Annotated in this window: 28 protein-coding genes, 1 pseudogene and 1 riboswitch; of the genes and pseudogenes, 16 read left to right on the top strand and 13 right to left on the bottom strand. The window is 71.3% G+C overall.

The annotated features are described in order from the left end of the window. The first annotated feature begins 44 nt into the window (after positions 1-44). Positions 45-974, top strand: coding sequence for a hypothetical protein (locus AQJ91_RS44670; protein WP_067034832.1), 930 nt, complete (start codon positions 45-47; stop codon positions 972-974). Positions 975-1,182: 208 nt separating this feature from the next. Here AQJ91_RS44670 and AQJ91_RS44665 read toward each other — a convergent pair whose 3' ends face one another. After that, a complete protein-coding gene (locus tag AQJ91_RS44665) occupies positions 1,183-1,386 on the bottom strand; it encodes an XRE family transcriptional regulator (protein ID WP_067034828.1) in 204 nt (67 codons plus the stop codon). After that, positions 1,346-2,995 (bottom strand): FadD3 family acyl-CoA ligase, encoded by a 1,650-nt coding sequence (locus AQJ91_RS44660; protein ID WP_067034825.1) that lies wholly within the window; start codon positions 2,993-2,995, stop codon positions 1,346-1,348. The genes AQJ91_RS44665 and AQJ91_RS44660 overlap by 41 nt, the downstream gene beginning before the upstream one ends. Positions 2,996-3,093: 98 nt before the next feature. Here AQJ91_RS44660 and AQJ91_RS44655 point away from each other — a divergent pair, with 98 nt between their 5' ends. The 3 genes from AQJ91_RS44655 to AQJ91_RS44645 are packed head-to-tail and all read left to right on the top strand — an operon-like array spanning position 3,094 to position 5,438. After that, a complete protein-coding gene (locus tag AQJ91_RS44655; RefSeq protein WP_067034823.1) occupies positions 3,094-4,239 on the top strand; it encodes a lipid-transfer protein in 1,146 nt (381 codons plus the stop codon). A 3-nt stretch (positions 4,240-4,242) separates the two neighbouring features. Next, entirely contained in the window at positions 4,243-4,662 is a 420-nt protein-coding gene (locus AQJ91_RS44650) for a Zn-ribbon domain-containing OB-fold protein (RefSeq protein ID WP_067034819.1), read from the top strand. Next, positions 4,641-5,438: an enoyl-CoA hydratase/isomerase family protein gene (locus AQJ91_RS44645; protein WP_067034816.1), complete on the top strand. Its 798-nt coding sequence runs from the start codon at positions 4,641-4,643 to the stop codon at positions 5,436-5,438. Before AQJ91_RS44650 ends, AQJ91_RS44645 begins: the two co-directional genes overlap by 22 nt. Positions 5,439-5,445: 7 nt before the next feature. Here AQJ91_RS44645 and AQJ91_RS44640 read toward each other — a convergent pair whose 3' ends face one another. From AQJ91_RS44640 to AQJ91_RS44630, 3 genes are all read right to left on the bottom strand, one after another. Beyond that, positions 5,446-5,976, bottom strand: a complete 531-nt coding sequence (locus tag AQJ91_RS44640; RefSeq protein WP_067034814.1) for a hypothetical protein — start codon at positions 5,974-5,976, stop codon at positions 5,446-5,448. A gap of 176 nt (positions 5,977-6,152) precedes the next feature. Beyond that, positions 6,153-8,498: a protein serine/threonine kinase AfsK gene (locus AQJ91_RS44635; RefSeq protein WP_067034811.1), complete on the bottom strand. Its 2,346-nt coding sequence runs from the start codon at positions 8,496-8,498 to the stop codon at positions 6,153-6,155. 177 nt (positions 8,499-8,675) lie between these two features. Next, entirely contained in the window at positions 8,676-9,404 is a 729-nt protein-coding gene (locus AQJ91_RS44630; RefSeq protein ID WP_067034808.1) for an AfsK-binding protein KbpA, read from the bottom strand. 134 nt (positions 9,405-9,538) lie between these two features. On the opposite strand from AQJ91_RS44630, the gene AQJ91_RS44625 reads away from it, so the two are divergent. Next, the gene (locus tag AQJ91_RS44625) at positions 9,539-10,174 is read left to right on the top strand and encodes a TetR family transcriptional regulator (protein WP_067034805.1); all 636 of its coding nucleotides are present in this window, start codon (positions 9,539-9,541) and stop codon (positions 10,172-10,174) included. A gap of 203 nt (positions 10,175-10,377) precedes the next feature. Beyond that, entirely contained in the window at positions 10,378-11,001 is a 624-nt protein-coding gene (locus AQJ91_RS44620) for a LysE family translocator (protein ID WP_067034802.1), read from the top strand. A 3-nt stretch (positions 11,002-11,004) separates the two neighbouring features. Here the strand turns inward: AQJ91_RS44620 and AQJ91_RS44615 are convergent, their stop codons facing one another. Both AQJ91_RS44615 and AQJ91_RS44610 read right to left on the bottom strand, forming a co-directional pair. Beyond that, the gene (locus AQJ91_RS44615) at positions 11,005-11,475 is read right to left on the bottom strand and encodes a nitroreductase/quinone reductase family protein (RefSeq protein ID WP_067034799.1); all 471 of its coding nucleotides are present in this window, start codon (positions 11,473-11,475) and stop codon (positions 11,005-11,007) included. Then, positions 11,472-12,662 (bottom strand): acyl-CoA dehydrogenase family protein, encoded by a 1,191-nt coding sequence (locus tag AQJ91_RS44610; protein ID WP_067034796.1) that lies wholly within the window; start codon positions 12,660-12,662, stop codon positions 11,472-11,474. Before AQJ91_RS44610 ends, AQJ91_RS44615 begins: the two co-directional genes overlap by 4 nt. Positions 12,663-12,774: 112 nt before the next feature. Between AQJ91_RS44610 and AQJ91_RS44605 the strand changes: the two genes are divergently transcribed. The 3 genes from AQJ91_RS44605 to AQJ91_RS44595 all read left to right on the top strand — a co-directional run bounded on the left by AQJ91_RS44605 (position 12,775) and on the right by AQJ91_RS44595 (position 15,168). Beyond that, complete coding sequence (locus tag AQJ91_RS44605) at positions 12,775-13,965, top strand: thiolase C-terminal domain-containing protein (RefSeq protein ID WP_067034793.1); 1,191 nt, start codon at positions 12,775-12,777, stop codon at positions 13,963-13,965. 89 nt (positions 13,966-14,054) lie between these two features. Beyond that, on the top strand, positions 14,055-14,480 hold the full coding sequence (locus AQJ91_RS44600) for a pyridoxamine 5'-phosphate oxidase family protein (RefSeq protein WP_067034791.1): 426 nt from the start codon (positions 14,055-14,057) through the stop codon (positions 14,478-14,480). A 31-nt stretch (positions 14,481-14,511) separates the two neighbouring features. Next, positions 14,512-15,168 carry a pyridoxine/pyridoxamine 5'-phosphate oxidase gene (locus AQJ91_RS44595; protein ID WP_067034788.1) on the top strand — a complete coding sequence of 219 codons (657 nt, stop codon included), beginning with the start codon at positions 14,512-14,514 and terminating at the stop codon, positions 15,166-15,168. A 51-nt stretch (positions 15,169-15,219) separates the two neighbouring features. Here the strand turns inward: AQJ91_RS44595 and AQJ91_RS44590 are convergent, their stop codons facing one another. The 4 genes from AQJ91_RS44590 to AQJ91_RS44575 form a co-directional block, all read right to left on the bottom strand. After that, entirely contained in the window at positions 15,220-16,080 is an 861-nt protein-coding gene (locus tag AQJ91_RS44590) for a GNAT family N-acetyltransferase (protein ID WP_067034786.1), read from the bottom strand. Positions 16,081-16,182: 102 nt separating this feature from the next. Continuing rightward, positions 16,183-16,797, bottom strand: coding sequence for a GNAT family N-acetyltransferase (locus AQJ91_RS44585; RefSeq protein ID WP_067034783.1), 615 nt, complete (start codon positions 16,795-16,797; stop codon positions 16,183-16,185). 22 nt (positions 16,798-16,819) lie between these two features. Continuing rightward, entirely contained in the window at positions 16,820-17,215 is a 396-nt protein-coding gene (locus AQJ91_RS44580) for a Zn-ribbon domain-containing OB-fold protein (RefSeq protein ID WP_067034780.1), read from the bottom strand. Next, complete coding sequence (locus tag AQJ91_RS44575) at positions 17,215-17,664, bottom strand: DoxX family protein (protein WP_067034777.1); 450 nt, start codon at positions 17,662-17,664, stop codon at positions 17,215-17,217. Before AQJ91_RS44575 ends, AQJ91_RS44580 begins: the two co-directional genes overlap by 1 nt. Positions 17,665-17,899: 235 nt before the next feature. On the opposite strand from AQJ91_RS44575, the gene AQJ91_RS44570 reads away from it, so the two are divergent. From AQJ91_RS44570 to AQJ91_RS44545, 6 genes are all read left to right on the top strand, one after another. Then, positions 17,900-19,108, top strand: a complete 1,209-nt coding sequence (locus AQJ91_RS44570; protein WP_067034774.1) for a flavin-containing monooxygenase — start codon at positions 17,900-17,902, stop codon at positions 19,106-19,108. Between the two features lie 126 nt (positions 19,109-19,234). Continuing rightward, entirely contained in the window at positions 19,235-21,460 is a 2,226-nt protein-coding gene (locus AQJ91_RS44565) for an acetate--CoA ligase family protein (protein WP_067034771.1), read from the top strand. Position 21,461: 1 nt separating this feature from the next. Continuing rightward, the gene (locus AQJ91_RS44560; protein WP_067034768.1) at positions 21,462-22,247 is read left to right on the top strand and encodes an enoyl-CoA hydratase/isomerase family protein; all 786 of its coding nucleotides are present in this window, start codon (positions 21,462-21,464) and stop codon (positions 22,245-22,247) included. A 47-nt stretch (positions 22,248-22,294) separates the two neighbouring features. Next, complete coding sequence (locus AQJ91_RS44555; protein ID WP_199848191.1) at positions 22,295-22,903, top strand: flavin reductase family protein; 609 nt, start codon at positions 22,295-22,297, stop codon at positions 22,901-22,903. Positions 22,904-22,987: 84 nt separating this feature from the next. Continuing rightward, entirely contained in the window at positions 22,988-23,332 is a 345-nt protein-coding gene (locus tag AQJ91_RS44550; RefSeq protein WP_067034761.1) for a type II toxin-antitoxin system RelE/ParE family toxin, read from the top strand. Between the two features lie 4 nt (positions 23,333-23,336). Continuing rightward, entirely contained in the window at positions 23,337-23,636 is a 300-nt protein-coding gene (locus tag AQJ91_RS44545) for a helix-turn-helix domain-containing protein (protein WP_067034758.1), read from the top strand. 22 nt (positions 23,637-23,658) lie between these two features. Here the strand turns inward: AQJ91_RS44545 and AQJ91_RS56945 are convergent. Then, positions 23,659-23,826, bottom strand: a pseudogene (locus AQJ91_RS56945) (MFS transporter); the annotation flags it as partial. A 111-nt stretch (positions 23,827-23,937) separates the two neighbouring features. Further along, positions 23,938-24,023: riboswitch (ZMP/ZTP riboswitch) on the top strand. A 21-nt stretch (positions 24,024-24,044) separates the two neighbouring features. Between AQJ91_RS56945 and AQJ91_RS44540 the strand changes: the two are divergent. After that, a complete protein-coding gene (locus AQJ91_RS44540) occupies positions 24,045-24,908 on the top strand; it encodes a bifunctional 5,10-methylenetetrahydrofolate dehydrogenase/5,10-methenyltetrahydrofolate cyclohydrolase (RefSeq protein WP_067034756.1) in 864 nt (287 codons plus the stop codon). Between the two features lie 35 nt (positions 24,909-24,943). Here the strand turns inward: AQJ91_RS44540 and AQJ91_RS44535 are convergent, their stop codons facing one another. After that, positions 24,944-26,167: an RNA-guided endonuclease InsQ/TnpB family protein gene (locus AQJ91_RS44535; protein WP_067034752.1), complete on the bottom strand. Its 1,224-nt coding sequence runs from the start codon at positions 26,165-26,167 to the stop codon at positions 24,944-24,946. Positions 26,168-26,412 lie beyond the last annotated feature (245 nt).

Genomic DNA, 26,412 nt, shown 5'->3' with positions numbered 1-26,412 from the left:
CACAGGGGCGAGCAGGAAGACAGCTCCTCCGGGACAGTGGTGGCGTGGAGCGAGCGAAGTTGGGGGAGTTGATCGAGGGGGGCGTGTTGCTCACCTCGCGGGCCCTGGGGGCCGGGTGGGCTCGGGTCCTCCTCTTTCGGAGGCTGCGGTCGGAGGGGTGGACGCAGGTCCGGAGCGGCGCCTGGGCCGAACCGGGGCGGAATGTCGACCTGGCCATGCAGCTCAAGGCCACCCAGCTCGTCAATCCGCAGCTCGTCGTGAGTCACCGTTCGGCGGCCAGACTCTGGCGTATCGAGATCCTGAACACGGATACCAGGGCCCAGCAGCTGCCGGAGCTCGAGTTCATCGACCCCGAGCTCAGCTTCCGACAAGCTGTCGCGGGCGTGCGAGTCCGCCGGATCCCCCTCGCCGAAACCGAGGTCGTTCAGCGATCAGGGCTACGAGTCACAGACGTCCCCCGCACCCTCGCCGACCTCCTGCGTGCCGGGCCCCGGGACGACGCACTCGTGGCCGTCGAGTCCGCGCTCGGCTACCGCAACGTCGGTGGCGTACGTCGCGCCCCGCTCACCGCCCCGGCAGCGCTCTCCGTCGCACTCGAAGCCCCGTTCCGGGGAGCCGCCCGTGCCAGGCGCTGGCTGGGACTCGCCGACCGTCACACCGGTTCCCCCGCGGAGACGGTCGCCCGCCTGCACATGCTCGACGCCGGCCTGCGCCCGGAAACCCAGGTCGAACTCCAGGTCCCCGGCGGTGGCCGCCGCTTCCTCGACTTCCTGTTCCGGAAGGAGGGGCTGGCGGTCGAGATCGAGGGGTACGCCTACCACGGCACCCGCGAGGCCCACCGTCGGGACGTCACCCGCTTCAACCAGATCCTGCAGTGCCCGGAGGTACGCACTCTGCTGCGCTACACCGCGGAGGTCGTCTTCCATCACCCTGCTCAAATACTCCAGGAGATCCAAGCCACCCTGGCTGCCTAGCCCCTCCCTCCCTCCCTCCCTCCCTCGTCCCAGCCCCGCAATTGGAGGATCTGTGCCACCTCGAGCCGTAAAAGACCACATGGGACGGCCCGATGGTGGCACAAATCCTCCAATTGCCCCTTGGGATGGGGGGGCGTGGTGCAGCGGGTGGACAGATCAGGGTCGTGGGTGGGGTTCATGCCGTCCGCAGTGCCGTGCCGAGTGCTGCTCAGGTGACCGTGTGCCTGCGTGTCCCGAAGTCCGCCGCCACGCGGAGTTCCCCGTCCAGAGCCCGGACCAGGGAGCGCAGCGTGGCGACCTCCGTGCGGTCGATCTCTCCGTGTTCGACGGCCGAGAGACGGGGCGTGGAGACGCCCATGGAGTCAGCGATGTCACGCTGGGTGAGGTCCTGCTTCCAGCCCTTCACCCTCATGGGTGACTCCCCCCCACCCCCGCAGCGCCCCCTTCACCACCTTCCCGCTCGCGTTCCGCGGCAGCTCCCCCACGAACTCCACCACCCGCGGCACCTTGTAGTTCGCCATCTCCCGCCGAGCCCAGGCGATCAGGTCGTCGCCCGTCACCACGGCCCCCGCCCGCCGCACCACGTACGCCTTCCCGACCTCCCCCAGCCGCGCGTCCGGTACGCCGATCACCGCGACGTCCGCGACATCCGGATGCAGGCCCAGCAGCTGCTCTATCTCCGCCGGGTACGCGTTGAAGCCGCCGACGATGAACATGTCCTTGATGCGGTCGGTGATGCGGAGGTTCCCGGCGGAGTCCAGCACGCCGACGTCCCCCGTCCGCAGCCAGCCGTCCGGTGTCACCGTCTCCGCCGTGGCCGTCTCGTCCTCGTAGTAGCCCCGCATGACGTTGAAGCCACGGACCAGGACCTCGCCCGCGCGGCCGGGGGCAAGCGGCTTCCCCGACGGTGCGGCCACCCTCACCTCCGTGCCGGGTATGGCCCTCCCGGACGTCGACGCGATCACCGTCGGCTCGTCGCCGTGGCGGCACATCGTGACGATGCCGGTGGCCTCCGAGAGGCCGTATGCCGTGAGGACGGTGTCGACGTGCAGTTCCTCCCGCAGGCGTTCCACCAGGCGGAGCGGTACCACCGCCGCGCCGGTCACCATCAGGCGGAGGGCCGAGAGGTCGTGGGCGTCTCTCGCCGGGTGGTCCAGGAGGGACTGGAGGAGGGTCGGCGGGCCGGGGAGGACCGACACCCGCTCCGCCGCCACGTTCGCCAGCACCGTGTCGACGTTGAACACCGGCTGCGGGATCATCGTCGCGCCCCGCGTGAGGCAGGCGATCACGCCGGCCTTGTAGCCGAAGGTGTGGAAGAAGGGGTTCACGATGAGGTAGCGGTCGCCCTGCGTCAGGCCCGCCAGGTCGCTCCAGATCTCGTACGCCCGGAGCGTCTGCGCGTGGGTGATCACCGCACCCTTGGGGCGGCCCGTCGTGCCCGACGTGAAGATGATGTCCGACGGCGACGAGCCGTCGATCAGGGACGACCGCGACCGTACCTCCCGGCCGGACACCCCCTCCCCGCTCGCCAGGAAGTCCTTCCACGTGCGGAAGTCCGCCGGTGCGTCGTCCGACAGCACCACCACCTGCTCCAGCGACGGCAGGCCGGGGAGCGGTCCGGCGCCCGGCCCCTCCCCCGCCGCCCGCCGCAGTGACGCCACGTACGACGTCCCCAGGAACGTTCCCGTCACGAACAGCAGCCGCGCCCCGCTGCGGCGGAGTACGTCGGCCGCCTCACTCCCCTTGAACCTTGTGTTCAGCGGCACCAGCACCGCCCCGGCCGACACCGCCCCGAGCGCCGAGACGATCCAGTCGAGCGAGTTCGGCGCCCAGATCCCGACCCGGTCGCCCACCCGCACGCCGTTCGCCACGCAGGCCGCCGCAGCGCGTTCCACCCGGGCGCCCAGTTCGGCGTACGAGACGCGCGTACGGCCCTCCACGACCGCTTCGGCGTCCGCGTACCGTTCGGCCGCCGACCGGACCAGGCCCGGGATGCTGTCCCACTCCACGTCTCCGCGCACGACCAGCCTCCAAGAGCACACTAGCTGACTACCCGTCAGATTAGCGGTAGCCTGACGCACTGTCAGCAGGCCTCACAGTGTGCGGAGGTGCGTGCAGCGTGACTTTCAAGGACGCCACCGCGATCGTCGGGATCGGGCAGACACCGTTCGCCAAGCACCTCCCGGAGGACGAGCGGACCCTCGCCTGCCGTGCCGTGCTCGCCGCCCTCGACGACGCCGGAATCGCCCCCGGTGAGGTCGACGCCCTCGCCTCGTACACCATGGAGGAGACCGACGAGGTCGAGCTGGCCAAGGCGGTCGGCCTCGGTGACCTCACCTTCTTCAGCAAGGTCGGGTACGGCGGAGGCGGTTCCTGCGCCACCGTCGCCCATCTCGCCGCCGCCATCGCGAGCGGGCAGGCGACGGTCGGGGTCGCCTGGCGGTCGAGGAAGAGAGGCTCAGGACCTCGCCCCTGGAAGAACACCGACGCCCAACTCCCCACCCCCGCCCAGTGGACGCGCCCGTACGGTCTCCTCCGGCCCGTCGACGAGATCGCCATGCTGGCCCGCCGCTACATGCACGAGTACGGCGCCACCCGGGACCACCTGTTCAACGTCGCCCTCGCCTGCCGGAACCGGGCCAACCAGAACCCCTCCGCGATCATGTACGACCGTCCCCTCACCCGCGAGATGTACATGACCTCCCGCTGGATCAGCGAGCCCCTCTGCCTCTTCGACAACTGCCTCGAGACGGACGGGGCGTTGGCCTGCGTGATCGTCAGCAGGGAGCGGGCACGGGACTGCCGGCACACTCCCGCCTACGTCCACTCCGCCGCCCAGGGTCTCCCGGCCCAGCACCACGGCATGGTCAACTACTGGACCGACGACCCCCTCACCGGCCCCGCCTGGACCGCCGCCCGGCACCTCTGGAAACACGCCGACCTCACGCCCCAGGACGTCGACGTCGCCCAGATCTACGACGCGTTCACCCCCCTCATACCGCTCTCCCTCGAGGGCTACGGCTTCTGCGGGCGAGGGGAAGGTGGCGCCTTCACCGAGGGCGGCGCACTGGAGATCGGCGGACGGCTGCCGCTCAACACCGGCGGGGGCGGGCTCTCCGAGGCCTACGTCCATGGCTTCAACCTCATCAACGAGGGCGTCAAGCAGCTGCGGGGGACCAGTACGGCACAGGTCCCGGGTGCCGCCACATGCCTCGTCACCGCCGGCGAGGGAGTCCCGACGTCCGCCCTGCTGCTGAGGAGCTGACCCATGCTGACCCCCGTCACCGACCCCGACGGCGCCCCCTTCTGGCAGTACGCCGCCCAGGGCGAGCTCCGCGTCCAGGCCTGCGCCGACTGCGGTGAGCCGCGCTTTCCGCCGCGCCCGTGCTGTCCCCACTGCCAGTCCTTCGAGACCGAGTGGCGGGCACTGTCCGGACAGGGGCGCATCTGGTCGTACGTCGTGCCGCATCCGCCCCTCCTGCCGGACTACGCGGCGCTGGCGCCGTACAACGTCGTGATCGTCGAGCTCGCCGAGGCGTCCCGCATACGGCTCGTCGGCAATCTGGTCAGCGAGCCCGGCGCGCCGGTCAACTCCCTTGATCCGCACCGCATCCGCATCGGCGCCAAGGTGCGCTTCACGTACGACGAGGCGACCGGGCTCCCCCAATGGGTCCTGGAGCGCCCATGACGACCGCCCCCCTGCGCCTCACCATCGACAAGGACACCGGCGTCGCCGTCGTCACCCTCGACCGGCCCGATCGTCTCAACGCCATCGACCTGGCGATGAGGGACGAACTGGTGGACGTGTGGGGTGTGTTGCGGTTCGACGACTCCGTTCGTGCCGTCGTTCTCGCCGGCGCCGGGGAGCGTGCCTTCTGTACGGGGCTGGACCGGGGCGCCGACGTTCCGCAGCCCAACTCGCCGTATATGACGGACGATCCGCTGCTCCGCGTCGGCCCCAAGGCGAACGACCTCTGGAAGCCCGTCATCGCCGCCGTGTCGGGGATGGCCTGCGGCGGTGCCTTCTACCTGATCGGCGAGTGCGAGTTCGTCGTCGCCGACCCGGCCGCGACCTTCTTCGACCCGCACACCACCTACGGCATGGTCAGCGCGTACGAGTCCATGCACATGGCGCTGCGGATGCCGTACGGGGAGGCCGCGCGGATGGCGCTCATGGGGAGCGCCGAGCGGATGTCCGCGCGGCGGGCCTTCGACATCGGGCTGGTCTCCGAACTCACCGAACCCGGCGGGGCACTGGAGGCCGCCCTCGCCTGTGCCGTCGTCGTCGCCGGGTATCCGGCGGAGGCGGTGCAGGGGACGGTACGCGCCCTGTGGGCGGCGAAGGAGGCCGTCCTTGCCCAGGCGTTCGCGCAGGCGCCGCATCTCATCTCGCTGGGCAACCTCCCCGCCGAGCGGCAGACGGAGCTGTTCGCCGGGCGGCGGGGGAGGTTCCGGTTGCGTTGAGCCTTCGTCAGCCGACCGCTGCGTACAACTCCGGGTCGCAGTGGTCGACTTCGGCCGCCAGGCCCGGGTGGTCCAGGGGCACCTGCACCTCCGTCGTCTCGTTCGCGGCGACGAACTCGTCCACAGTCCGCAGGTCGACCTGGTTGGAATCGGCGTCGAGGAATCGGACGGTGACGGTGAAGGTGCGGCCCGCGGAGTTGGGGTTGGTGACCGCGACCGTGGCGTACGCCTCGGCCTCCGTCACGCAGCTCACCAGCTTGACCTGGGCGTCCTTCACGGCCGTGGAGGCGCTCCCGGAGGAGCTGCCGTAGTCGTCGTCATCGTCGTCGTCGTAGTCGCGGTGCGTACCGCCGCCCGACGTAGACGACGAACTGTCGTGATCCCGGCTGGAGCTGCTGCAGCCGCCCCCGCCGTCGCTTCCACTGCCGCCGCTACTACTACTGCTGCCGTGGCCACGCCCCGTCGAGAACCCCGTCAGTGCGAGGACCACCAATGCCGTGACCACTGTGAACTTGAGCCTGCGCCCCCGAAGATCCATGGCCGTGACTCTACTGATCAGCTGTCACGGCCATGTCACCGCGTGGCGACCGCCGCGTACTGGGCGTAGCGTCTGCGGTGAGAGCGGCGAACGCACGCATCCGCACCCCGCTCCCCGCATCGACGGCCGCCGTCCGGAACCCCTTCCGTGCCGGTACGACGGCCGTCACGGGCCTGCTAGGACGTCCTGGCGGTCCCGGTCCCCTTCTCCGCGTCCAGCGCGTACACGCAGCGGTCCTTGCTGCACGCGTACACGACGCCGTCCTTGACCACCGGGGACCCGGTGATCTCGCCGCCGGTGGCCAGCTTCCAGCGCAGGCGCCCGTCGTCGGCCTTGAGGGTGTACAGGAGGTGGTCGGTGGAGCCGAAGTGGATGCGGCCCTCGGCCACCGCGGGCGCGCCCACGATGTCGCCGCCGGCCTGGAAGCGCCACTTGGGAGTGCCGGTGACGGCGTCCAGGGTGTAGAGGCCCTTGCCGCTGCCCACGTGGACGTGGCCCGCGGCGACCAGTACCGGTTCGATCGACGCACGGGACTCGGTGGCGATCCGCCAGCGGTCGCGGCCGTCGGTGGCGTCCAGGGCGTAGACGGTGCCGAGGTAGTCGGCGAGGTACACGCCGCCGCCCGTGACCGCGGGGCCCGGCACGAAGGTCGGCGGGCAGAGGAAGGCGGCGGGGGCTTCGAAGTGCCAGCGGACCAGGCCGGTCACGACGTCCAGGGCCAGGACGCGCGTCCCGGCCGAGACGTACACGTAGCCGTCGTGGGCCTGGGCGACCCGCACCGGGACTCCGCCGCAGGAGGCCGCGTCGCCGATGGGGTACGACCAGCGCTCGTCGCCGGTCCGGGCGTCCAGGGCGCGCAGGCGGGCGTCCTGCCAGACGTAGACCGTGCCGTCGTGCAGGGCGGGTCCGGCCTCCGGGGACTCGAAGTCGGTCTGGGCGCCGGTGATCTCCCAGAGCTTCTGGCCGTTCGAGGCCTCCCAGGCCTGGACGCCGCCGCCGCGGGTGCCGGTGACGACAGTGCCCCGGTCGGCCTTGAGGGAGTACACCCAGGCCTCCGTGGACAGGCGCCACAGGTCGGCGCCCTCGCGGGCGTCCAGGGCGAAGAGGGTCGGGCCGTCGGAGGCGTGGATACGGCCGTCCGCGACCGCCATCGACCAGGCGACGTCCCGGGTCTTGAAGCGGCGGCGGCCGGTGGCCACGTCCAGGGAGTGCACCTCGAAGGAGGTGACGTAGACGAGGTCGTCGGAGACGGCGGGGGTGCCCCAGACGTCGTTCGACATGCGGAAGCGCCAGGGGCGCCAGCCGGCCGCGGTCTCCGGGGGCGGCGGTGCCGGTACGGCAGGGCCCACGGCGGGGTCTGCGCCGTTGACGCCGGGGCGGGGCTTGGACCAGCTGGCGACCAGGCCGGCCTCCGGCGGGGGCGCCTTGACGGCGGCGGCACGGGCGTCGGCGACCCGAGGGCCGGGGCCGATGGGCACCTGGGCGCCCGCGAGGCGTAGGGGGCCGGTGTCGGGGGCGCCCACGGGTACCGGGACGACGGGGTCGTGGGCCGGCGGGGGCGGGACGGGCGCCGGGGCGTTGCGTCCGGCGCTGCGGCCCGGGGAGGCGCCGGGCGCGGTCGGCGGGCGGCCGTTGCGGCGCCCCTCGATCAGGCTCACCGCCCGCTCGGGCAGCCACGCCGACGCCGTACCGGAGTCGTCGGAGCCGGAGCCGAAGAGGTGGGGTGCCAGCTGGGCCTGGAGGTCGGCCGGGTTGGGGCGGGCCGTCGCCTCCATCTGCATACAGGACTCGATCAGCGGGCGCAGCTCGTCCGGGAGACCCTCGAGGTCCGGGCCCTCCCGGAGCAGCATGAAGACGGTCTCGACCGGGTTGGCGCCGTGGAAGGGCGGGTGTCCGGTGGCGGCGAAGACGAGCATCGAGCCGAGCGAGAAGACATCGCTCGCGCCGGTCACGCTCCTGGAGTCCTTCGCCTGCTCCGGCGACATGTAGGCGGGCGTACCGACCGCGACGTTCGTCATCGTCAAACGGGTGTTCGATACGCCGGACGCGATACCGAAGTCGATGACTCTGGGGCCGTCCTCCACCACGAGGACGTTGGACGGCTTGAGGTCGCGGTGCACGAGACCGGCACCGTGAATGGACTGCAGCGCCTCCGCCACACCCGCCGCCAGCCAGCGCACCGCCTGGGCCGGCATCGGCCCGCACTCGTTCACTATCTCCTCGAGCGAGGGCGCCGGCACGTACGCGGTGGCCAGCCAGGGCACGGCGGCGCGCGGGTCGGCGTCGACGACGGCGGCCGTGTAGAAGCCGGAGACCGCCCGGGCCGCCTCCACCTCGCGCGTGAAGCGCACGCGGAAGAGCTGGTCCTCGGCGAGCTCCGTACGGACCGTCTTGATCGCCACGCGCCGGCCGGACGCCGAGCGCGCGAGATAGACCAGCCCCATGCCGCCGGCACCCAGCCGTCCCAGCACCTCGAACGGCCCGATCCGCCGCGGATCGTGCTGCGTCAGCTGATCCACCACTTGCCTGCCACCTCCCCGTACGAGCCACGCCATCCACATATGTACGCGACCCCGTGCAGCGTCTCACCACCGCACCGCCATGGCGGCACGCACCCCGATTCTTCCTGTACGGACGCGCGGTTGCGAACCCGGGGGCGAGTGGGGTGTCTCACTGTTTACCAGGACAAACAGGGCAGATCACCGCTCCAGCACCGCGAACGAAGCCCCTTGATTGTCCGTGACGACGGCCACAGTGCCGTACGAAGCGCCGAAGGGGCCCGCCTGGACCCGGCCCCCGAGCCGGTTCACCGTCCCGAGCGCGGCCGCGCAGTCCTCCACCCCGAAGTGGACGAGGAAGTGCGGCGGCATCTCCGCCGGGAACACGTCGGAGACGGACGCGCGACCGAAGTCCGGCCGGGCGTCCGGCCCGAACAGGGCGTCGCGGAAGAGCTCGCCGTAGAAGGCGTCGGCGGCGTCGGTGTCCCGGGCGTACAGCTCGGCCCAGGCGAAGGCGCCCGGCTCGTGCCGCCGCCCGAACCCGACGTGCCGGCCCGCCTGCCACAGCCCGAAGACCGCACCCTCGGCATCGGTCACCAGCGCGGCAGCCCCGTGACCTGCGCCGACCCGCACGGGCGCGGTCACCACCTGCCCGCCCGCGGAGCGGATCCGGCGCCCGAGCGCCTCGATGTCATGGGTCGCGAAGTACAACGTCCACACGGTGGGCATACGCCCGTCCGTCTTGTTCGTGAGCTCGGCGACGGGCTCCCCGTCCTTCAGCGCCCACGAGGACGAGCCGTACGGCGCCGCCTCGAAGGTCCACCCGAAGAGCTCACCGTAGAACCGCCTGCCCGCCGCTACGTCGGGAAGCTGCGCGTCCACCCAGCACGGGACGCCCTCTCCGTACGCGGATGCCCTGTTTTCGGCCATGCGGCAAACGTAACGGGCACACACGCACCCCGCAGACCAGGCACACCAGCCTCCCGGCACCCGTGCACCCCATTTGCAGTCGGCCGAATCGCGCTCCGATCACCCCTCGGTAAGCTGACGGCATGACAGGACAAGTGCGTACCGTCGACGGCCGCGTGGCCGGCCGGCGTGGGCAGGCGACCCGGCAGAAGCTGCTCGACTGCCTCAGCGAGATGCTCAGCTCCTCCCCTTACCGGGACGTCAAAGTCATCGATGTCGCCCGGAAAGCGGGTACTTCGCCCGCCACCTTCTACCAGTACTTCCCGGACGTCGAAGGCGCCGTCCTGGAGATCGCCGAGCAAATGGCCGCCGAGGGCGCGGGGTTGACGGAACTCGTCGCCGGCCGCTCCTGGGTCGGCAAGGCCGGCTGGCAGACTGCGCAGGAACTCGTGGACGGTTTCCTGGAGTTCTGGCGCCGGAACGACGCCATCCTGCGCGTCGTCGACCTCGGTGCCGCCGAGGGCGACAAACGCTTTTACAAGATCCGCATGAAGATCCTCAACTCCGTGAACAACTCCCTCTCGGACGCCGTCGCGGAGTTGCAGTCCAAGGGCCGGGTCGACAAGGACGTGAACCCGGCGGCGGTCGCCGGTTCGCTCGTCGCGATGCTCGCGGCGGTCGCCTCGCACCAGAAGGGCTTCCAGACGTGGGGCGTCAAACAGGCTGAACTGAAGCCGAACCTGGCGCTGCTGGTACACCTGGGCGTGACGGGCAAGAAGCCCACCAAATAGCGCCCCAGCAGCACATTTTCAGTTTTCCAGGCCCCAAGTCCTGTCTAGCGGGCGGTGGTTCACACGCGTGGACCACCGCCTGTCGCATTGAGGGAAAGAAATTCGGGCAGTCGTCCATTCGAAGGGAAATCCTCCTCGTCGATCGCCGATTTCAGGCAAACATCGACAACACTTTGCGGGCATTCCCGCCTAATGTCCCCTGCATGGACTCCGGACTGCTGCTCTCCTTCCTCGCCATCGACCTGCTGCTGGTCTGCGTGCCGGGCGCCGACTGGGCGTACGCGATCTCGGCCGGGCTGCGCGACCGCTCGCCGGTGGCGGCCGTGGCGGGCCTGGTCTCCGGGTACGCGCTGCACACGGTGCTGGCGACGGCCGGGCTCGCGGTCCTGGTGGCGAGCGAGCCGGGCCTGCTGACCGTGCTGACGGTGCTCGGAGCCGGGTATCTGGCGTGGCTGGGGTGGGGGGTGCTGCGCCGGCCGGGCACACCGGGGGCGGCTGACGAGACGGTGACCACCGGTACCGCCCGTGTCTTCGTCCGGGGCGCCACGATCAGCGGCCTCAACCCCAAGGGCCTGCTGCTCTACCTCTCCGTACTGCCGCAGTTCCTGGTGACCGGGGGCGGGCAACTGCCGGTGCCCGTCCAGACCGGCGTCCTCGGTCTGCTCCATATGGTGTGCTGCGCCGCCGTGTACCTGACGGTCGGGGTGGCGGCCCGTACGGTGCTGGGCGCCCGCCCGGCGGCGGCCCGGGCGGTCACCCGGACGTCGGGGGCTGCGATGCTGGGGATCGGCGCGTTTCTGCTGGTCCAGCGGCTGGCGACGCTGTAGGGGTCATCTCCTTACGATCCGGAAGAGCCGGATCTCCCGCTCCACCCGGGCCTGATACGTGGCGTACGGCGGCCAGAAGGCCAGCGCCGTCTTCCAGACGGCCGCCCTTTCCTCGCCCTCCAGCAGCCGGGCCGTGACGGGGATGTCCCGTCCCTTCCAGCTGACCTCGGCGTCGGGATGGGCGAGCAGGTTGTGGGTCCAGGCGGGGTGGCCGGTGCGCCCGAAGTTGGAGCCGATCAGGATCCAGCTGCGGCCGTCGTCCTCAGGCATACAGGCGAGTGGCGTACGCCGGGGCTCTCCGCTGCGGGCCCCGGTGGAGGTCAGGATGACGCCGGGCAGCATCTGCGCGCTGAGCAGCACTTTGCCCCGCGTGAGCCGGTGTACGGCACGGTCGAGCGCGGGGATGACATGCGGGGCGACCTTGGCGAAGCCCCGCGTCGACGACACCTTCTGGACCACTCGCACGCCGATCACACCGTCACCTCCGGCGTCTCGAAGAGGTGCGCCGCGTCGGCGGCGTGCGCCCGCAGCCGGTGCACCGGCCCGAAGAGCAGCTCGTCGCCGGCGGCGCGCTTGAAGTACAGATGGGCCTCGTGCTCCCAGGTGAACCCGATGCCGCCGTGCAGCTGGATGCCCTCGGCGGCCGCGGTACGCAGGGCTTCCAGGGCCTGTGCGAGGGCGAGACCGCCGACGTTCTCGCCGTGCGTGACGGCCCAGGCGGCGTAGTAGGCGGCGGACCGGGCCGCCTGGACCTGAACGTACACGTCCGCGAGCCGGTGCTTCACCGCCTGGAACGACCCGATCGCCCGACCGAACTGCTCCCGCTGCCGGACGTACTCGACAGTCCGCTCCAGCGCCCGGTCGGCGGCCCCCACGGCCTCGCAGGCGAGGACGGCGGCGGCGGTGTCACCGACGGAGGCGAGGGCACGCAGGACGTCGCCCTGCTCATCGCCCAGCAACTCGGCGTCGACGTCCCGGAGCTGGAGGCCGGCCTGCGACCGGGTGGCGTCGAGGGCGGTCTGCCGTACGCGCACCAGCCCGGCCGCCTCCCCGAGCACCAGGAAGAGCAACGTCCGCGACCGAGCGAACCCACCCGCATGCGCGGCCACCACGAGCAGCCCCGCACTGTGCCCGCCCAGCACCTGATCGACCTGCCCGTACAACCGCCACCCCGCACCCCCGGCCCCCCGCCGGGCCTGCACGCCCCCCGCCCGCCCGCCGCCCGCCCAGTCACCGCCGTTGTCACCGGTGAGCGCGAGGGCCGTGGTGAGGGCGGTACCCGGGACGGCGAGGGCGGCGGTGAGGTCGCCGGAGGCCATGCGGGGCAGCAGTTCGGCACGCTGGGCGTCGGTCCCGAGGGCGGCGATGAGCGGCCCGGCGAGGACTGCGGTGGCGAAGAGCGGCGAGGGGGCCAGAAGCCTCCCCAACTCCTCGCAGGCAAGGGCGAGTTCGGTAGCCGAGCAGCCGACACCCCCGTACTCCTCGGGGAGGGCGAGTCCGGGGAGGCCGAGCTGTTCGGCGAGGGTGGCCCAGAGGGCGGGGTCGTGGCCGGCGGGGGTGCCGAGGGCGGTGCGCAGGTCCGCCGGGCCGCAGCGCTTGTGGAGCAGTTCGCGGAGGGTACGGCGGATCTCGTCCTGCTCAGGGGTGAAGCTCGCGTCCATGACGATGGCCCCTCTCGGGATCTGACGGCGCGTCATATTAGAGCGGGAGGGGTGGGATGCCCAGGGCTACGACACCTGCCATGCGGACTGGATCTGATATACCGTCAGATTCATGGGATCAGGGAGAGCAGGGAGATCAGGGACCCGCAAGGTGGCCGTCGTCGGCGTCGCCCTCTCCGACTGCGGACGCGTGGACGACGCGACCCCCTACGCACTGCACGCCCAGGCCGCCCGCCGGGCCCTCGCGGACGCGGGACTCGGCCGGGAGGTCGTCGACGGCTTCGCGTCGGCGGGGACGGGCACCCTCGCCCCCGTGGAGGTGGCCGAGTACCTGGGCCTGCGCCCCACCTGGGTCGACTCCACCTCGGTCGGCGGCTCGACCTGGGAGGTCATGGCGGCGCACGCGGCGGACGCGATAGCGGCGGGCCACGCGAACGCGGTCCTGCTGGCCTACGGTTCGACAGCCCGCGCGGACATCAGGGCGGGCCGGCGGACCGGAAACCTCTCCTTCGGATCCCGCGGCCCTCTCCAGTTCGAGGTCCCGTACGGCCACACGCTGATCGCCAAGTACGCGATGGCCGCCCGCCGCCACATGCTCGAACACGGCACGACGATCGAGCAGTTGGCGGAGGTGGCGGTCCAGGCAAGGGCGAACGCCTCCCTGAACCCCGAGGCGATGTTCCGCGACCCGATCACTGTGGACGACGTCCTGTCGGGCCCGGTGATCGCGGACCCTTTCACCAAGCTGCACTGCTGTCTGAGGTCGGACGGTGGCGCGGCGGTACTGCTGGCGGCCGAGGAGTACGTACGGGACTGCCGTACGGCACCGGTGTGGATCCACGGCACCGGGGAGCACGTCTCGCACGCGGCGATGTCGGAGTGGCCCGACTTCACGGTGTCCCCGGCGGCGGTGAGCGGGCGCCTGGCCTTCGAACGGGCGGGAGTCGGGCCCGAGGAGATGGACTTCGCCGAGATCTACGACGCCTTCACCTACATGACCCTGGTGACGCTGGAGGACCTGGGGTTCTGCGGGAAGGGGGAGGGCGGGGCGTTCGTGGAGAAGGGGCGGTTGCGGGTGGGGGGTGGGGAGCTGCCGGTGAACACGGACGGGGGTGGGTTGTCGGGCCAGCATCCCGGGATGCGGGGGCTGTTTCTGCTGGTGGAGGCGGTGCGGCAGTTGCGGGGGGAGGGAGCGGGCCGTCAAGTCCTGGTGCGGGGAGGGGAGTTGCCTCGGCTGGCGGTCGCCTCCGGCACGGGCGGGTGGTTCTGCTCGTCGGGGACGGTGGTGCTGGGGCGGGGGTGAGCGACCGCCCGGCGGGAACACGGACTCCCCGAGCCGGCGTTGTACTGGATCGGATGTTCCCGATGCCGAGCCGCTGAAGGAGAACAGGCATGGCGCTGAGCCGCGAAGAGCGTGAACAGTTTCTGGCCGAGCCGCATGTCGCCGCGCTGGCGGTGGACGCGGGAGCGGGGCGGGCGCCGCTCACCGTGCCGATCTGGTACCAGTACGAGTCCGACGGCACCGTGTGGATCATGACCGGGCTCGACTCCCGCAAGAACCGGCTGATCGGCGCTGCGGGGCGGTTCTCCCTGATGGTGGACCGGCTCGAACCCACCATCAGGTACGTGTCGGTCGAGGGGCCGGTCATCGACACCACCAGGGCCACCATCGAGCAGCTCCGGGAGATCTCGGCCCGCTATCTGCCGGCCGGGAAGGTCGACGAGTACGTCGACTTCGCCTGGAAGAACCACGGCGAGCAGGTCGTCGTCCGGATGCGGCCCGAGCGCTGGGTGTCGTCCGACCTCGGGTCGGTGTGATCCCGGGTCGGCCGCGCGTGACAATCGAGGGATGGGAACGGATCTTCATGAGCTGCTGAGGTCGCTGCGGGTGTGGGACGTCGCGCTGCCCTCCTTCGACCCGACGACGGCACCCGCCGACCCGCTGCCCCTCTTCACGGCGTGGTTCGCGGAGGCGGTGGCGGCGGGCCAGACCGAGCCGCACACCATGTCGCTGGCGACGTCGGACGAGGAGGGCCGGCCGGACGTCCGTACGGTGATGCTGCACGGCGCCGACGCGGACGGCTGGGCCTTCGCCACGCACGCGACGAGCCGCAAGGGCCGCCAGCTCGCCGCCCGCCCGTACGCCGCCCTCGGCTTCTACTGGCCGGCCCAGGGCCGTCAGGTACGCGTCCGCGGCCCGGTCACCCTCGCCCCGTCCGAGGAGTCCGCGGCCGACCTGCACGCCCGCTCGACCGGGGCTTTGGCAGCCGCGCTGACCGGCCGCCAGAGCCAGGTGCTGGGCTCCCTGGAGGAGTTGGCGCGGGAATCCGAAGCGGCATGGCAGCGGGCCGGGCGGGAGCCGGACGCCCCGGTCCCGACCTGGACGCTCTACCGGATCCGGCCGGACGAGGTGGAGTTCTTCCAGGGGGACGCCCGACGGCAGCACGTGCGGCTGAACTATCGGCGTACGGAGGAGGGTTGGGCCAAGGAGCTGCTCTGGCCCTGACCGGCCAAGCGGCTTTCCCACCGCCAACGGCAGTGCGACCACGGCCGGCCGTCACGTCGAGAGGTCGTACACCGCGAAGTCCGCCACAGCCCGGTACCCGATCCGCCGGTACAGGCCGTTGCTCGTCGGGTTGGACAGGTCCGTGAAGATGAGGACCTCGCGGATGCCGGAGGTCAGGACGGAGCGGCTGACCTCCGCCGTGACCGCGCCCGCGTATCCGCGTCCGCGCAGGTGGGCCGGGGTGTAGACGGGGGCGACACGGACCTGGCCGGCGACGGCCGGGGTGACGCCGGCCATGGAGACGGGGGTGCCGTCGGGGGTCTCCCAGAAGGTGAGGCCTCCGTAGGAGATGCGCGCGTCGGCCCAGGTCGCGGCGTCGGCGGCGGCGTGGTCGCCGATGGCGCCGAGAAACTCGCCGTACCAGCGGATCAGTTGCTCCCGGTCGCCCGTGTCCGCGACCCTCGGCCGGCCCTCCGGAGCCGGGCTCGGGGCCGTCAGCATGCCCAGCCGGTACAGCCGTTGCCGCTGGCGGAGGGTGGCCTTGGCGCCGGTGTGGCGGTGCCAGGCGGCGATGAAGGCGTCGGCGGTGTCGCGGGTGCCGATGATGCCGGGCTGGGGGTGGCCGAGGGCGGCCAGGTGGGCGGCGAGTGAGTCGGCCTCGGCGGGGGTGAGCGGGGTGACGTTCAGGCGGTAGGGCGGGGTGCGGAAGTAGGTCGCGCGCACCTCGCCGTCCTGCTCCAGGACCCCGAAGAGGGGCGGCTCGTCGCCATAGGTCCGCGGTCCGCGCGTGCGCAGCATCTCGGTCACCGACAGGTGGACGGTGTGCAGATCGGGCCGCGAGCGCAGGAAACCGCCCGCGCGGGAGAGGAACCCGTCGAGGTGTTCGGTGACGTACCAGTCGTCGGGACGCATGCCTCATGATCCCGCGCGCGGAGGGGCGCTTGGTGCGTCTTTTCCGCCGTGGACACCAACCCGTCACAAGAACGCCGTCGGACAGTGTCCTTGCCGGCGTTCCTACCGGCCCGACGGCTCCCACGACGGCTCCGGATCCGTCGCCAGCCGTGCGTGCAGATGCATGTCCCGGTACGCGTCGTGCCGCCCCGCCTGCCACATCGCGTCCCGCAGCGTCCCCTCGTAGCGGAAGCCGCACCGCTCGGCGATATGGCACGAGGAGTCGTGGCCGACGGCGTGGTCGAGTTCGAGGCGGTGCAGGCCGAGGTCAGTGAGGGCCCAGCGGGCGGCGACGGCGAGGGCGCGGGTGGCGACGCCCTGGCCACGGGCCTCGGGCAGAACCCAGTAGCCGACGCGGCCGGTGCGCATGACGCGGTTGATGAGGTTGACGCCGATGTGGCCGAGGGGCGTACCGGTCGCCGCGTCCATGACGCAGTACGGCACCGAGGTGCCCTCCGCCATGCCGTCCGCCTTGGAGCGCAGCGACTCCCGCGCGCTGTCGAGGTCGGTCACGAACCGCAGCGGCGTGTTCCAGCGCCGGAACTCCGGGTCGGACAGCCCGCGCAGCCAGATCTCCGCGTCCGCCTCCGACCCGGCGTCCCAGGGACGCAGCCGCAGACCGTGACCGTGCAGGTCGGGGAAGGGGTGGGCGAAGGAGCGCTCGTCGACGTGGGCCATGAGGCCATTGAACCGGCCTCGGTCAGTCCGGCGGCCGGAACACCGGTATCCCGTCCCGGAAGCCGACCTCCAGCTCCATCCCGGCCCGCAGGCCCCCGGCCCCGCACTCCACGATCTCCGTCATCATGCGCGGCCCCTCCGCGAGATCGACGACGGCGGCGACGTACGGCGTCCGCTCCCCGAAGGGCGGCAGGTCGTTGCGGTGGACCACGGACCAGGTGTAGAGGGTGGCCCGGCCGCTCGCGGGCTCCCAGGTGACGTCCTCGCTCCAGCAGTGCGGGCAGAACTCCCGGGGGTAGTGGTGGGCCCGCCCGCACGCCCCGCAGCGGCGTACGAGCAGCCGGCCCTCGGCCGCCGCGTCCCAGTACGTGCGCGTGAAGGCGTCCGCCTCCGGAACGTCGTACCGCGCACCGCCCATCAGAACCACCCGAGCGCCGCGTCGACCGACCACGACTGCCAGGACATCCCGAACAGCGCGACCAACGAGATCAGCGCCATCATCGAGTTCTGCCCCTGCTCGGCCCAGTCGTGGATCATGAGGACGAAGTAGAGGACGTTGAGCAGCAGCCCGCCGACCAGGGCGACCGGCGTGAGGAACCCGGCGATCAGCCCGAGCCCGAGGGCCAGCTCCGCGTAGGCCACGACGTACGCCATCGTGCGGGGGCGGGGGGCCACGACCACCTCGAAGCCGGAACGTACGGCGTTCCAGCGGTGCTTGGCCGCGATGTCCGCCGCCCACGCGATGCCGCTGCCCCGCTCGAACCAGGCCTTCTTGTCCTTGTGCCGCCAGCTCTCCAGCCACCACAACCCGAGGCCGATACGCAGGACGGCCAGCCATTGCGCACCGGTGAGCCAGATCGAGTCCATGAATCTGACGGTACGTCAGATCAGCGGGGCCTGACAATCGTCTGTGCGCTCATGATGAACGCGCGCATGGCGAACCTCCGGGGCTCGGCGTCGTGCTGTGTGCACACGGCACCCACACAACCAGGTGACCTACGTCACCAGTCCCACCCACACCTCCTACAGCCGTGATCAATCCGAAACCAATTCCGGTCTTGACCGAGACCCATCAACCGCAGGCGTGATTACGCTCGCGGCCATGACCGACTCCACAGCGTCCGCGCCCCCCGCGGATCCGACGCACTCCGCAGACCGCCCCGTGTACGTCATCGGCGGCGGGCCGGGCGGGCTCTCCGCCGCGTACGCGCTGCGCGCCCGGGGCATACGTGCCGTCGTCCTGGAGAGGTCCGACCGCGTCGGCGCGTCCTGGCGGCGCCACTACGACCGGCTGCACCTGCACACGACCCGGCGTCTGTCGGGGCTGCCCGGGCTGCCGATGCCGCGCCGGTTCGGGCGCTGGGTGTCCCGGGACGACGTGGTGCGCTATCTGGAGAAGTATGCCGAGGTCCACGAGCTGGAGATCGTCACCGGCGTCGAGGTCTCCCGTGTCGAGCGCGCGCCCGACGGCACCGGCTGGCTGCTGCACGCCACCGGCGGCCGCGAACTGACCGGCGCCGCGGTGGTCGTCGCCACCGGCTACAACCACACCCCGCACCTCCCGGAGTGGCCCGGCCGCGACACCTACACCGGCGAGCTCCTGCACGCCGGCGACTACCGCAACGCCGCGCCCTACGCCGGCCGCGACGTCCTGGTCGTCGGCGTCGGCAACACGGGCGCCGAGATCGCCGTGGACCTGATGGAGGGCGGCGCCTCGCGCGTACGTCTGTCGGTGCGCACCGCCCCGCACATCGTCCGCCGGTCGACCGCGGGCTGGGCGGCCCAGTACTCCGGCGTGCTGGTACGCCGCCTGCCCGTCCGCCTCGTCGACCGCATCGCCCGGCCGATGGCCAAGCTGAGCGTGCCCGACCTGTCGGCGCATGGCCTGCCCCGCCCCGACACCGGCCTCTACTCCCGGGTGACCGAAGGCGCCGTCCCGGTGCAGGACGTCGGCCTGATCGACGCCGTGCGCAAGGGGCAGGTCGAGATCGTGGCCGCCGTGGAGGCCTTCGAGGACGGCAAGGTCGTCCTGGCCGACGGCACCCGAGTCGAGCCGGACGCCGTCATCGCCGCCACCGGCTACGCCCGCGCCCTGGAGGGCATGGTCGGCCACCTCGACGTACTCGACGCACGCGGCAAGCCGGTCGTCCACGGCGCCCGCACCCCGCGCAACGCCCCCGGCCTCTATTTCACCGGCTACACCAACCCCATCAGCGGCATGCTCCGCGAACTGGCCATCGACGCCCTGAAGATCGCGAAGGCCATCGCCGGGGACAGCGACCGGGAGGCGTCCCGGCTGCCGCTGACTTAGCCACAGCCATCGCCCGCCCGACTTCTCCTGCTCAACTTTGCCTGCACAGCCGTTCCTGACGTCGCATCAGTTCAGTAATCTGACAGTGCGTCAGTTAATCGCTGTCACACAGGAGCGGGCGGACCGATGCTTGGATCAACCCACGGCACCCTCACCACCGACTCCCGCCGGGCCCGGGTCATCGCCTGTGGCGAGCAGCCCGGACCCGCCGTCCACGGCCGCCCGGCCGAGGCCGACGATCTCGACGTCAGCGGCCGGCCGTTGTATACGGACGTCCCCGATCTGGACCGCTTCTTCCGGCCCGAGTCGGTCGCCGTGATCGGCGCCTCGGACGCCGAGGGCCGGCCGAACACCGGTGTCACCCGCCAGCTGATGGCGTGGTCCGAGCGGGTCGGCGCACGCCTGCACCCGGTGCACCCGACCCGCCCGTCCGTCTTCGGCATCCCCTGCGCCCCTTCCGTCGCCGACCTGCCCGAACAGGTCGACCTCGCCGTACTGCTGGTCGCAGACCCACTCCCGGTGATCGAGGAACTCGCCGAGGCCAAGGTGAAGTTCGCGGTCGTCTTCGCCTCCGGGTTCGCGGAGACCGGCGAGGAGGGCGCCGCCGCGCAGGCCCGCCTGGCCGCCGCCGTTGCACGCTCCGGGATGCGGCTGCTGGGCCCCAACACCAACCTCAACGCGTTCGAGGAGTTCCGCACCGACCTCGACGGCCCGGCCATCGCCCTCGTCACCCAGTCCGGCCACCAGGGCCGCCCCGTCTTCGCCCTCCAGGAACTCGGCACCCGCCTCTCCCACTGGGCGCCCACCGGCAACGAGGCCGACCTGGAGACCGCCGACTTCCTCTCCTACTTCGCCGAGCGCCCCGAGGTCGGCGCCATCGCCTGCTACGTCGAGGGCCTCAAGGACGGCCGCTCCTTCCTCCTCGCCGCCGACCGCGCCGCCCGCCGCCAGGTCCCGGTCGTCGCCGTCAAGGTCGGCCGCACCGAGACCGGCGCCCGCACGGCCGCCTCCCACACCGGCAAACTGACCGGCGCGGACACGGTGGTGGACGCGGCGATGCGGCAGTACGGCGTGATCCGCGTCGACGGCCTGGACGAACTCCAGGACACCGCAACCCTGTTGGCCCGAGCCCGCCCGCCCCGAGCGGACGGCGTCGCCGTCTACTCGATATCGGGCGGCACGGGCGCACACGTCGCCGACCTGGCGACGGAGGCGGGACTACGACTGCCGGCACTGTCGGCGGCCAAGCAGGCAGAGCTGCACCAGTGGATACCCGACTACCTGAGCGTGGCCAACCCCATCGACAACGGCGGCCACCCGGTCGGCGACTGGCGCGGCCGCAAAATCATCGACGCGATCCTCGACGACCCGGAGGTAGGGGTCCTCATCTGCCCGATCACCGGCCCCTTCCCACCCCTCAGCGACCGGCTCGTCCAGGACCTGGTGGACGCGGCCGAGCACACGGACAAGCTGATCTGCGTCGTCTGGGGCTCCCCGGTCGGCACGGAGCCGGCGTACCGCGAAGTCCTGCTCGGCTCCTCCCGGGTGGCCACCTTCCGCACGGTCGCCAACTGCATCACGGCCGTCCGCGCCCACCTCGACCACCACCGCTTCGTCACCGGCTACCGCTCCCCCTTCGACTCCGCACCCCGCACCCCGTCCCCGTCCTTCCGCAAGGCCCAGGCGCTGATGCGCCCCGGCCAGCAGCTGAGCGAACACGCGGCGAAACAGCTTCTACGGGCGTACGGCATCCGGGTCCCGCGCGAGCAGTTGGTGACCAGCGCGGCGGCGGCCGTACGGGCGGCAGCGCAGGTGGGCTACCCGGTGGTGATGAAGGCGTCCGGCGCGCGGATCGCCCACAAGACCGAGCTGGGGTTGGTGAAGATCGAGCTGACTTCGGCCAGCCAGGTCCGCGATGCCTACCGCGAGTTGACCGACATCGCCCGCTACGAAGGCGTCTCCCTGGACGGCGTGCTGGTGTGCCAGATGGTCGAGCGGGGCGTGGAGATGGTCGTCGGTGTCACGCACGACGACCTCTTCGGGCCGACGGTGACCGTCGGGCTCGGCGGGGTCCTGGTGGAGGTGCTGCACGACACCGCCGTACGCGTGCCGCCCTTCGGTGAGGAGCAGGCGCGGGACATGCTCGGCGACCTGCGCGGGCGTGCGCTGCTCGACGGGGTCCGGGGGCGGCCCCCTGCGGATCTGGACGCGCTCGTCGAGGTCGTCCTGCGGGTGCAGCGGATGGCCCTGGAACTCGGGGACGAGCTCGCCGAGCTGGACATCAATCCGCTGGTGGTGCTGCCCAGGGGGCAGGGGGCCGTGGCGTTGGACGCGTTGGTGGTGTGCCGCTGAGATGGACGAGATCCTGCACACCACCGACGCCCAGGTCTGCCGTATCACCCTCAACCGGCCGGAGACCCTCAACGCCCTCACCCCCGACCACCGCGAACACCTCATACGCCTACTGTCGGCCGCCTCCGCGGACCCGGACGTACGGGCCGTCGTCCTGACCGGCACCGGCCGCGGCTTCTGCGCGGGAGCCGACCTGCGCGGAGCTGCCGTGGCCGGCGACCGCATCGCCGGTGACGTCGCCCGCACCCTCCGCCTCGGCGCCCAGCGCCTGATCGCCGCCGTCCTGGACTGCGAGAAGCCGGTGATCGCCGCGGTGAACGGCACGGCGGCGGGTCTGGGCGCGCATCTCGCGTTCGCCTGCGACCTCGTACTGGCCGCGGAGTCGGCACGATTCATCGAGGTGTTCGTGCGACGCGGCCTCGTGCCGGACGCGGGCGGCGCCTATCTCCTCCCCCGCCTGATCGGCCCGCAGCGGGCGAAGGAGCTGATGTTCTTCGGCGACGCGCTGACGGCGCCTGACGCGGAGCGGCTCGGCGTCGTCAACCGGGTCGTCCCGGACGGGGAGTTGGACAAGACGGCCAGGGAGTGGGCGGCACGCCTCGCCCACGGCCCCACCCGCGCCCTCGCCCTCACCAAGCAGCTCGTCAACGCCTCCCTCGACACCGACCGCGCCACCGCGTTCGCGGCGGAGGCGGCGGCACAGGAGATCAACATGACGACGGAGGACGCGAAGGAGGGCGTGGCGAGCTTCGTGGAGCGCAGGAGCCCCGAGTACAAGGGGCGGTGACCCAGCCCTTCCGATCTGACGCACCGTCAGCTTCAATGGATACCGTGATGGGACACGCAGGAATGGCCGCAGCAGCCGTCCGCTACCTCAGGTCCGCCGGGGCCCCGGCCCCCGTCGAAGCACTGCCCCGCCCCGAACTCCGCTGCGTCGGCGAGGACGAGCGGGCGCCGGTCGGACAGGCCGAGTTCCGGCGCGTCCTGGGCAACTTCGCGACCGGCGTCACCGTGATCACGGCGCCCGCCACCGCCGGCGAGAGCACCCCCGCCGGCTTCGCCTGCCAGTCCTTCTCCGCCCTCTCCCTCGACCCGCCCCTCGTCGCCTTCATGGTCGGCCGTACGTCGACGACGTGGCCGCGCATCGCCCGCGCGGGCGCCTTCTGTGTGAACGTCCTGGGCGCCCACCAGGGCGATCTGTGCCGCGGGTTCGCGGTGAGCGGCGCGGACAAGTTCGCGGGCGTGCCCTACGACGCGGCCCCTGCCTCCGGCGCCCCGCGCCTCGCGGGCACACTCGCGTGGATCGACTGCACGATCCACGCGGTGCACACGGGCGGCGATCACCTGATCGTGGTGGGGCGGGTGGAGGCACTCGACACAGGCGGCAGCGACATCGCTCCGCTGCTGTTCCATCGGGGGCGGTTCGGTCGGTTCAAGGCCTGACGCCGAGGCGCGCCCGTCACACCATCGAGTGCACATCGGGTGATCTTCGAGTGCGCAGGATACGCTGTTCATAACGTCCCTGTTATGTCATGGGGTGAGGTAGAGCTCGAGCCGGAGGTGGAGCAATGGTTCCTCGGGCTGACGAACAGCCATCGCGGTACGGTCGCGTTCTATGTCGACCTGCTGGCCGCGCGCGGGCCGCTGCTCGGCGAGCCGTATTCGCGGCAATTGGACGGCAAGCTTCGAGAGCTGCGATTCCACCTGGACACGGACTCGGTCCGGATCACCTACTGGATCGCGTCAGGACGCCGGATCGCCCTGCTGACAGTGTTCCGCAAACAGCGGATGCGGGAGACCGGCGAGGTGAGTCGCGCCCGGCGGGCCCTCGCCCGCTGCATCGGCGAGCAGCACACGGCGGATGAGGAGTGAGGCCATGAGCGAGCGCAGCAACTGGAACGCCCTGCGGGACGAAACCCTTGCCTCGCCGGAGGCCCGGGCGGCCTACGACGCCGCACGGATCCGCTTCGAGCTGGGTGCGGCCGTGCGGGAGCGCCGCGAGGCCATGGGGATGACGCAGGCGCAGCTGGGGCAGGCGGCCGGGCTGCTGCAGCCCGCGGTTGCCAGGTTCGAGGCGGGGGGCACCATGCCGACGCTTCCTCTGCTTGAACGCCTCGCCGTGGCACTCGGCATGCGCCTGCATGTCGGCTTCGAACCGCTCGACCGCGCGAGCTGAGCAGACGCCGGGACCGTAAGACCGCCACCGGCCGCCGCCGGATCACCCGCGCCATCAGCGCCGCTCCCGCGCACAGCGCGCCCGAGGCATACCAGACCATGCCGTACATACCGAAGGCGTCACGGGCGACGCCCCCGAGGAAGCCGACGACCGCGGCGCCGGCCTGGTGGGAGGCGAGGACCCAGCCGAAACAGCCAAGCCCAGGAATTGACGTCCGCGCAGAGGGTGTGGCCGGCCCAGGCAAGTCGCTTTGCAGTCGAGAGCGCTGATCGGAGTAAGCATGCTGCGTCTACTACAGTGCGGTGTGGGCCGTGACTGGCGCTGAGGTGGAGCACCACCGGGGAGCGGTCTGACGAGACGTCGTTGCCGTGCGCCTGGGCGAGTGGTCAGCAACGCCTGGAGGACGACATGTCCGCGACTCAGACGGCCCAGCTCATGGACGGCACCGGCCTTGCCAAGCGCATCCTCGAAGAGGCTGCTGCCAAGGCGGCCGAGATCTCACAACGCACGGGTACGGTCCCCTGTCTGGCGACGGTGCTGGTGGGAGATGATCCTGCTTCGGTCACGTACGTCCGCATGAAGCGGGCGCGGTGCGCAAAGGCCGGTATCCAGTCTCGGCACATCGCTCTGCCTGCCACCACCACGACCGCTGAGCTGATCGACACCCTCGCTGGCCTGTCCGGCGATCCGGAGGTGCACGGCATCCTGCTCCAGCATCCTTGCGGCCCGCACATCGACGAGCGCGCGGCGTTCGAGGCCATTGCCCCGGAGAAGGATGTCGACGGGGTCACGATGTATTCCTTCGCCGCAATGAGCTTTGGCCTGCCGGGATTCGTATCCTGCACTCCGGGCGGAATCCAGCGGCTGCTGGAGGCGTACGGCGTCGACCTCGTCGGCAAGCACGCAGTCGTGGTGGGGCGCAGCGCGATTCTCGGCAAACCGGTGGGGATGCTCCTGCTCGCCAAGGACGCAACGGTGACCTACTGCCACTCCCGCACGGCAGACCTACCGGCGATCGTCCGGGAAGCGGACGTCGTGGTAGCGGCCGTGGGACGGCCCCGGCTGATCCACGGTGAGGACATCAAGCCCGGAGCGGTGGTGATCGACGCCGGATACAACCCGGGCAACGTCGGCGACGTGGACTTCGACACCGCCCTCACCCGCGCCCGTCTGATCACTCCGGTACCCGGCGGCGTCGGGCCGATGACCATCGCCGTCCTGCTCGCACAGACCGTGGACGCCGCCGTGAACCAGCTCGGACCCCAGCATTGAATCCTCCCCTCCCTGAAGGGGAGGGGATTCCTGGCTCAGGCCGCCTCCTGGAGCAGCGCTCCAGGAGGTCTTCCGCCATCAGCACCAGCCGGGTTGAGACCAGCCCGGACGAGCATGACGCGTGCGGAGTTCTTGTCTCTGGGGGAGACGGCTTCGCACGCGGTGCAGGTATAGGTGCGCTCACCCAGCGGCAGTGCGTGCTTGGCTCTCGCTCCGCAGTGCGCGCAGTCCATCGTGGTGTGCGCGGGGTGTACGAGGCGGATGTCCCGCCCGTGCTTGCGGCCCATCTCGATCAGAGCGGCCTTGGTGGCGCCGATGGCGGCGTCAGCGGCCTTGCGGGCCATGGTGGTCTTGGCGAGAAACTTCGGACGGAAGTCCTCGACAGCGATGGCGTCGTGGTCGCGGACAACCTTCTTGGCCCACTTGCGACCGGTGTCCTCACGCTGCCTTGCGACCTTTTTATGCGCCTTCGCCCGTAGCTTCTTCGCCTCGCGGTAGCCCTTCGATCCAGGCTGGCCCTTCTTCGGCTTGCGGCGGGCCATCATCCGGTCGTACCGGGTCAGCTTCGTCTGGGCCTTCTTGCCGTGCTCGGCGTGCGGCAGGTCGTGCGCGTCGGACGTGGTGGTCGCGGTCTCCCGCACGCCCCAGTCCATGCCGATCACCGCGCCGGTCCCGGGGAGCGGCTGTGCCTCGACGGGGACGACGAACGAGCAGTACCAGTGCCCGACGCTGTCTTGGTAAACGCGCACGCTCGTCGGTGCGGCGGGCAGTTCCCGCGACCACACCACGGTCAAGACGATGCCGCCCGCCAGGTGCAGACGGCCGTCCGTCAACCGGAACCCGCGCCGGGTGTAGTTGAGGGTCGGCAGTGCCTCACGCTTGGTCTTCCACTTCGGCATCCCGGCCCGCTGCCGCATCGGCAGGCGGTCCTGGATGTCCTTGTGCGCCTTGGCGCGGGAGCGGCCGAAGTCGCGGATGATCTGCTGCTGGGGAACCGACGAGCCCTCACGCAGCCACGGCGTGCGGGTGCGGGCTTCGGTCAGCATCTTGTCGAGCTGCGCCGGGCCGCACGTCCGCTTGTCCTGCGGATGGGCCTTGTTGTGCTGGTGGGTGGCCTGGGACTTGGCCACGCACTCGTTCCACACCCACCGGCACCGGTCCCACTCCGCCAGCAAGGCCGTTCGGGCGATGGACGACACACGCAGCCGGAACGTGTACCGGGCATGCCCCACGCCGCCGGTCCCCGCCGCTGCCGCCATGCCAACACCCCCCACCCACGTTCCGGTCACCCGCCCCTGCCACCACACGACCATACGAGCGAGATCCGTACACTCGCGCCCCTCTCCCGCCGCGATCACCCCAATCGGCGAACACGGGCACACACGTTCGCCTTCACCCGCCTCCACCGGACAGGCGCAGTGGCGCTCCGCGCCCGGGAAGCCGGATACGGCGACGCTCCGCGTCGCTGTCACGGGATGCGATTCCTCCCCGGCGTGAACGACGA

It is taken from the genome of Streptomyces dysideae (genome assembly GCF_001514305.1).
GTDB lineage: Bacteria > Actinomycetota > Actinomycetes > Streptomycetales > Streptomycetaceae > Streptomyces > Streptomyces dysideae.
Note: the sequence above shows the minus strand (reverse complement) of the source record. Positions and strands in the feature narration are given on the sequence as shown.

What these genes read in the sequence shown, in the direction of transcription:
- AQJ91_RS44545 (WP_067034758.1), top strand. Translation starts at nt 23,337, where the DNA reads ATGAGCGAGCGCAGCAACTGGAACGCCCTGCGGGACGAAACCCTTGCC.
- AQJ91_RS44585 (WP_067034783.1), bottom strand. Translation starts at nt 16,797, where the DNA reads ATGGCCCACGTCGACGAGCGCTCCTTCGCCCACCCCTTCCCCGACCTG.
- AQJ91_RS44605 (WP_067034793.1), top strand. Translation starts at nt 12,775, where the DNA reads ATGGGATCAGGGAGAGCAGGGAGATCAGGGACCCGCAAGGTGGCCGTC.
- AQJ91_RS44665 (WP_067034828.1), bottom strand. Translation starts at nt 1,386, where the DNA reads ATGAGGGTGAAGGGCTGGAAGCAGGACCTCACCCAGCGTGACATCGCT.
- AQJ91_RS44560 (WP_067034768.1), top strand. Translation starts at nt 21,462, where the DNA reads ATGGACGAGATCCTGCACACCACCGACGCCCAGGTCTGCCGTATCACC.
- AQJ91_RS44565 (WP_067034771.1), top strand. Translation starts at nt 19,235, where the DNA reads ATGCTTGGATCAACCCACGGCACCCTCACCACCGACTCCCGCCGGGCC.
- AQJ91_RS44540 (WP_067034756.1), top strand. Translation starts at nt 24,045, where the DNA reads ATGTCCGCGACTCAGACGGCCCAGCTCATGGACGGCACCGGCCTTGCC.
- AQJ91_RS44640 (WP_067034814.1), bottom strand. Translation starts at nt 5,976, where the DNA reads ATGGATCTTCGGGGGCGCAGGCTCAAGTTCACAGTGGTCACGGCATTG.
- AQJ91_RS44590 (WP_067034786.1), bottom strand. Translation starts at nt 16,080, where the DNA reads ATGCGTCCCGACGACTGGTACGTCACCGAACACCTCGACGGGTTCCTC.
- AQJ91_RS44550 (WP_067034761.1), top strand. Translation starts at nt 22,988, where the DNA reads ATGTCATGGGGTGAGGTAGAGCTCGAGCCGGAGGTGGAGCAATGGTTC.
- AQJ91_RS44575 (WP_067034777.1), bottom strand. Translation starts at nt 17,664, where the DNA reads ATGGACTCGATCTGGCTCACCGGTGCGCAATGGCTGGCCGTCCTGCGT.
- AQJ91_RS44650 (WP_067034819.1), top strand. Translation starts at nt 4,243, where the DNA reads ATGCTGACCCCCGTCACCGACCCCGACGGCGCCCCCTTCTGGCAGTAC.
- AQJ91_RS44610 (WP_067034796.1), bottom strand. Translation starts at nt 12,662, where the DNA reads ATGGACGCGAGCTTCACCCCTGAGCAGGACGAGATCCGCCGTACCCTC.
- AQJ91_RS44595 (WP_067034788.1), top strand. Translation starts at nt 14,512, where the DNA reads ATGGGAACGGATCTTCATGAGCTGCTGAGGTCGCTGCGGGTGTGGGAC.
- AQJ91_RS44645 (WP_067034816.1), top strand. Translation starts at nt 4,641, where the DNA reads ATGGGTCCTGGAGCGCCCATGACGACCGCCCCCCTGCGCCTCACCATC.
- AQJ91_RS44620 (WP_067034802.1), top strand. Translation starts at nt 10,378, where the DNA reads ATGGACTCCGGACTGCTGCTCTCCTTCCTCGCCATCGACCTGCTGCTG.
- AQJ91_RS44630 (WP_067034808.1), bottom strand. Translation starts at nt 9,404, where the DNA reads ATGGCCGAAAACAGGGCATCCGCGTACGGAGAGGGCGTCCCGTGCTGG.
- AQJ91_RS44580 (WP_067034780.1), bottom strand. Translation starts at nt 17,215, where the DNA reads ATGGGCGGTGCGCGGTACGACGTTCCGGAGGCGGACGCCTTCACGCGC.
- AQJ91_RS44535 (WP_067034752.1), bottom strand. Translation starts at nt 26,167, where the DNA reads ATGGCGGCAGCGGCGGGGACCGGCGGCGTGGGGCATGCCCGGTACACG.
- AQJ91_RS44600 (WP_067034791.1), top strand. Translation starts at nt 14,055, where the DNA reads ATGGCGCTGAGCCGCGAAGAGCGTGAACAGTTTCTGGCCGAGCCGCAT.
- AQJ91_RS44555 (WP_199848191.1), top strand. Translation starts at nt 22,295, where the DNA reads ATGGGACACGCAGGAATGGCCGCAGCAGCCGTCCGCTACCTCAGGTCC.
- AQJ91_RS44570 (WP_067034774.1), top strand. Translation starts at nt 17,900, where the DNA reads ATGACCGACTCCACAGCGTCCGCGCCCCCCGCGGATCCGACGCACTCC.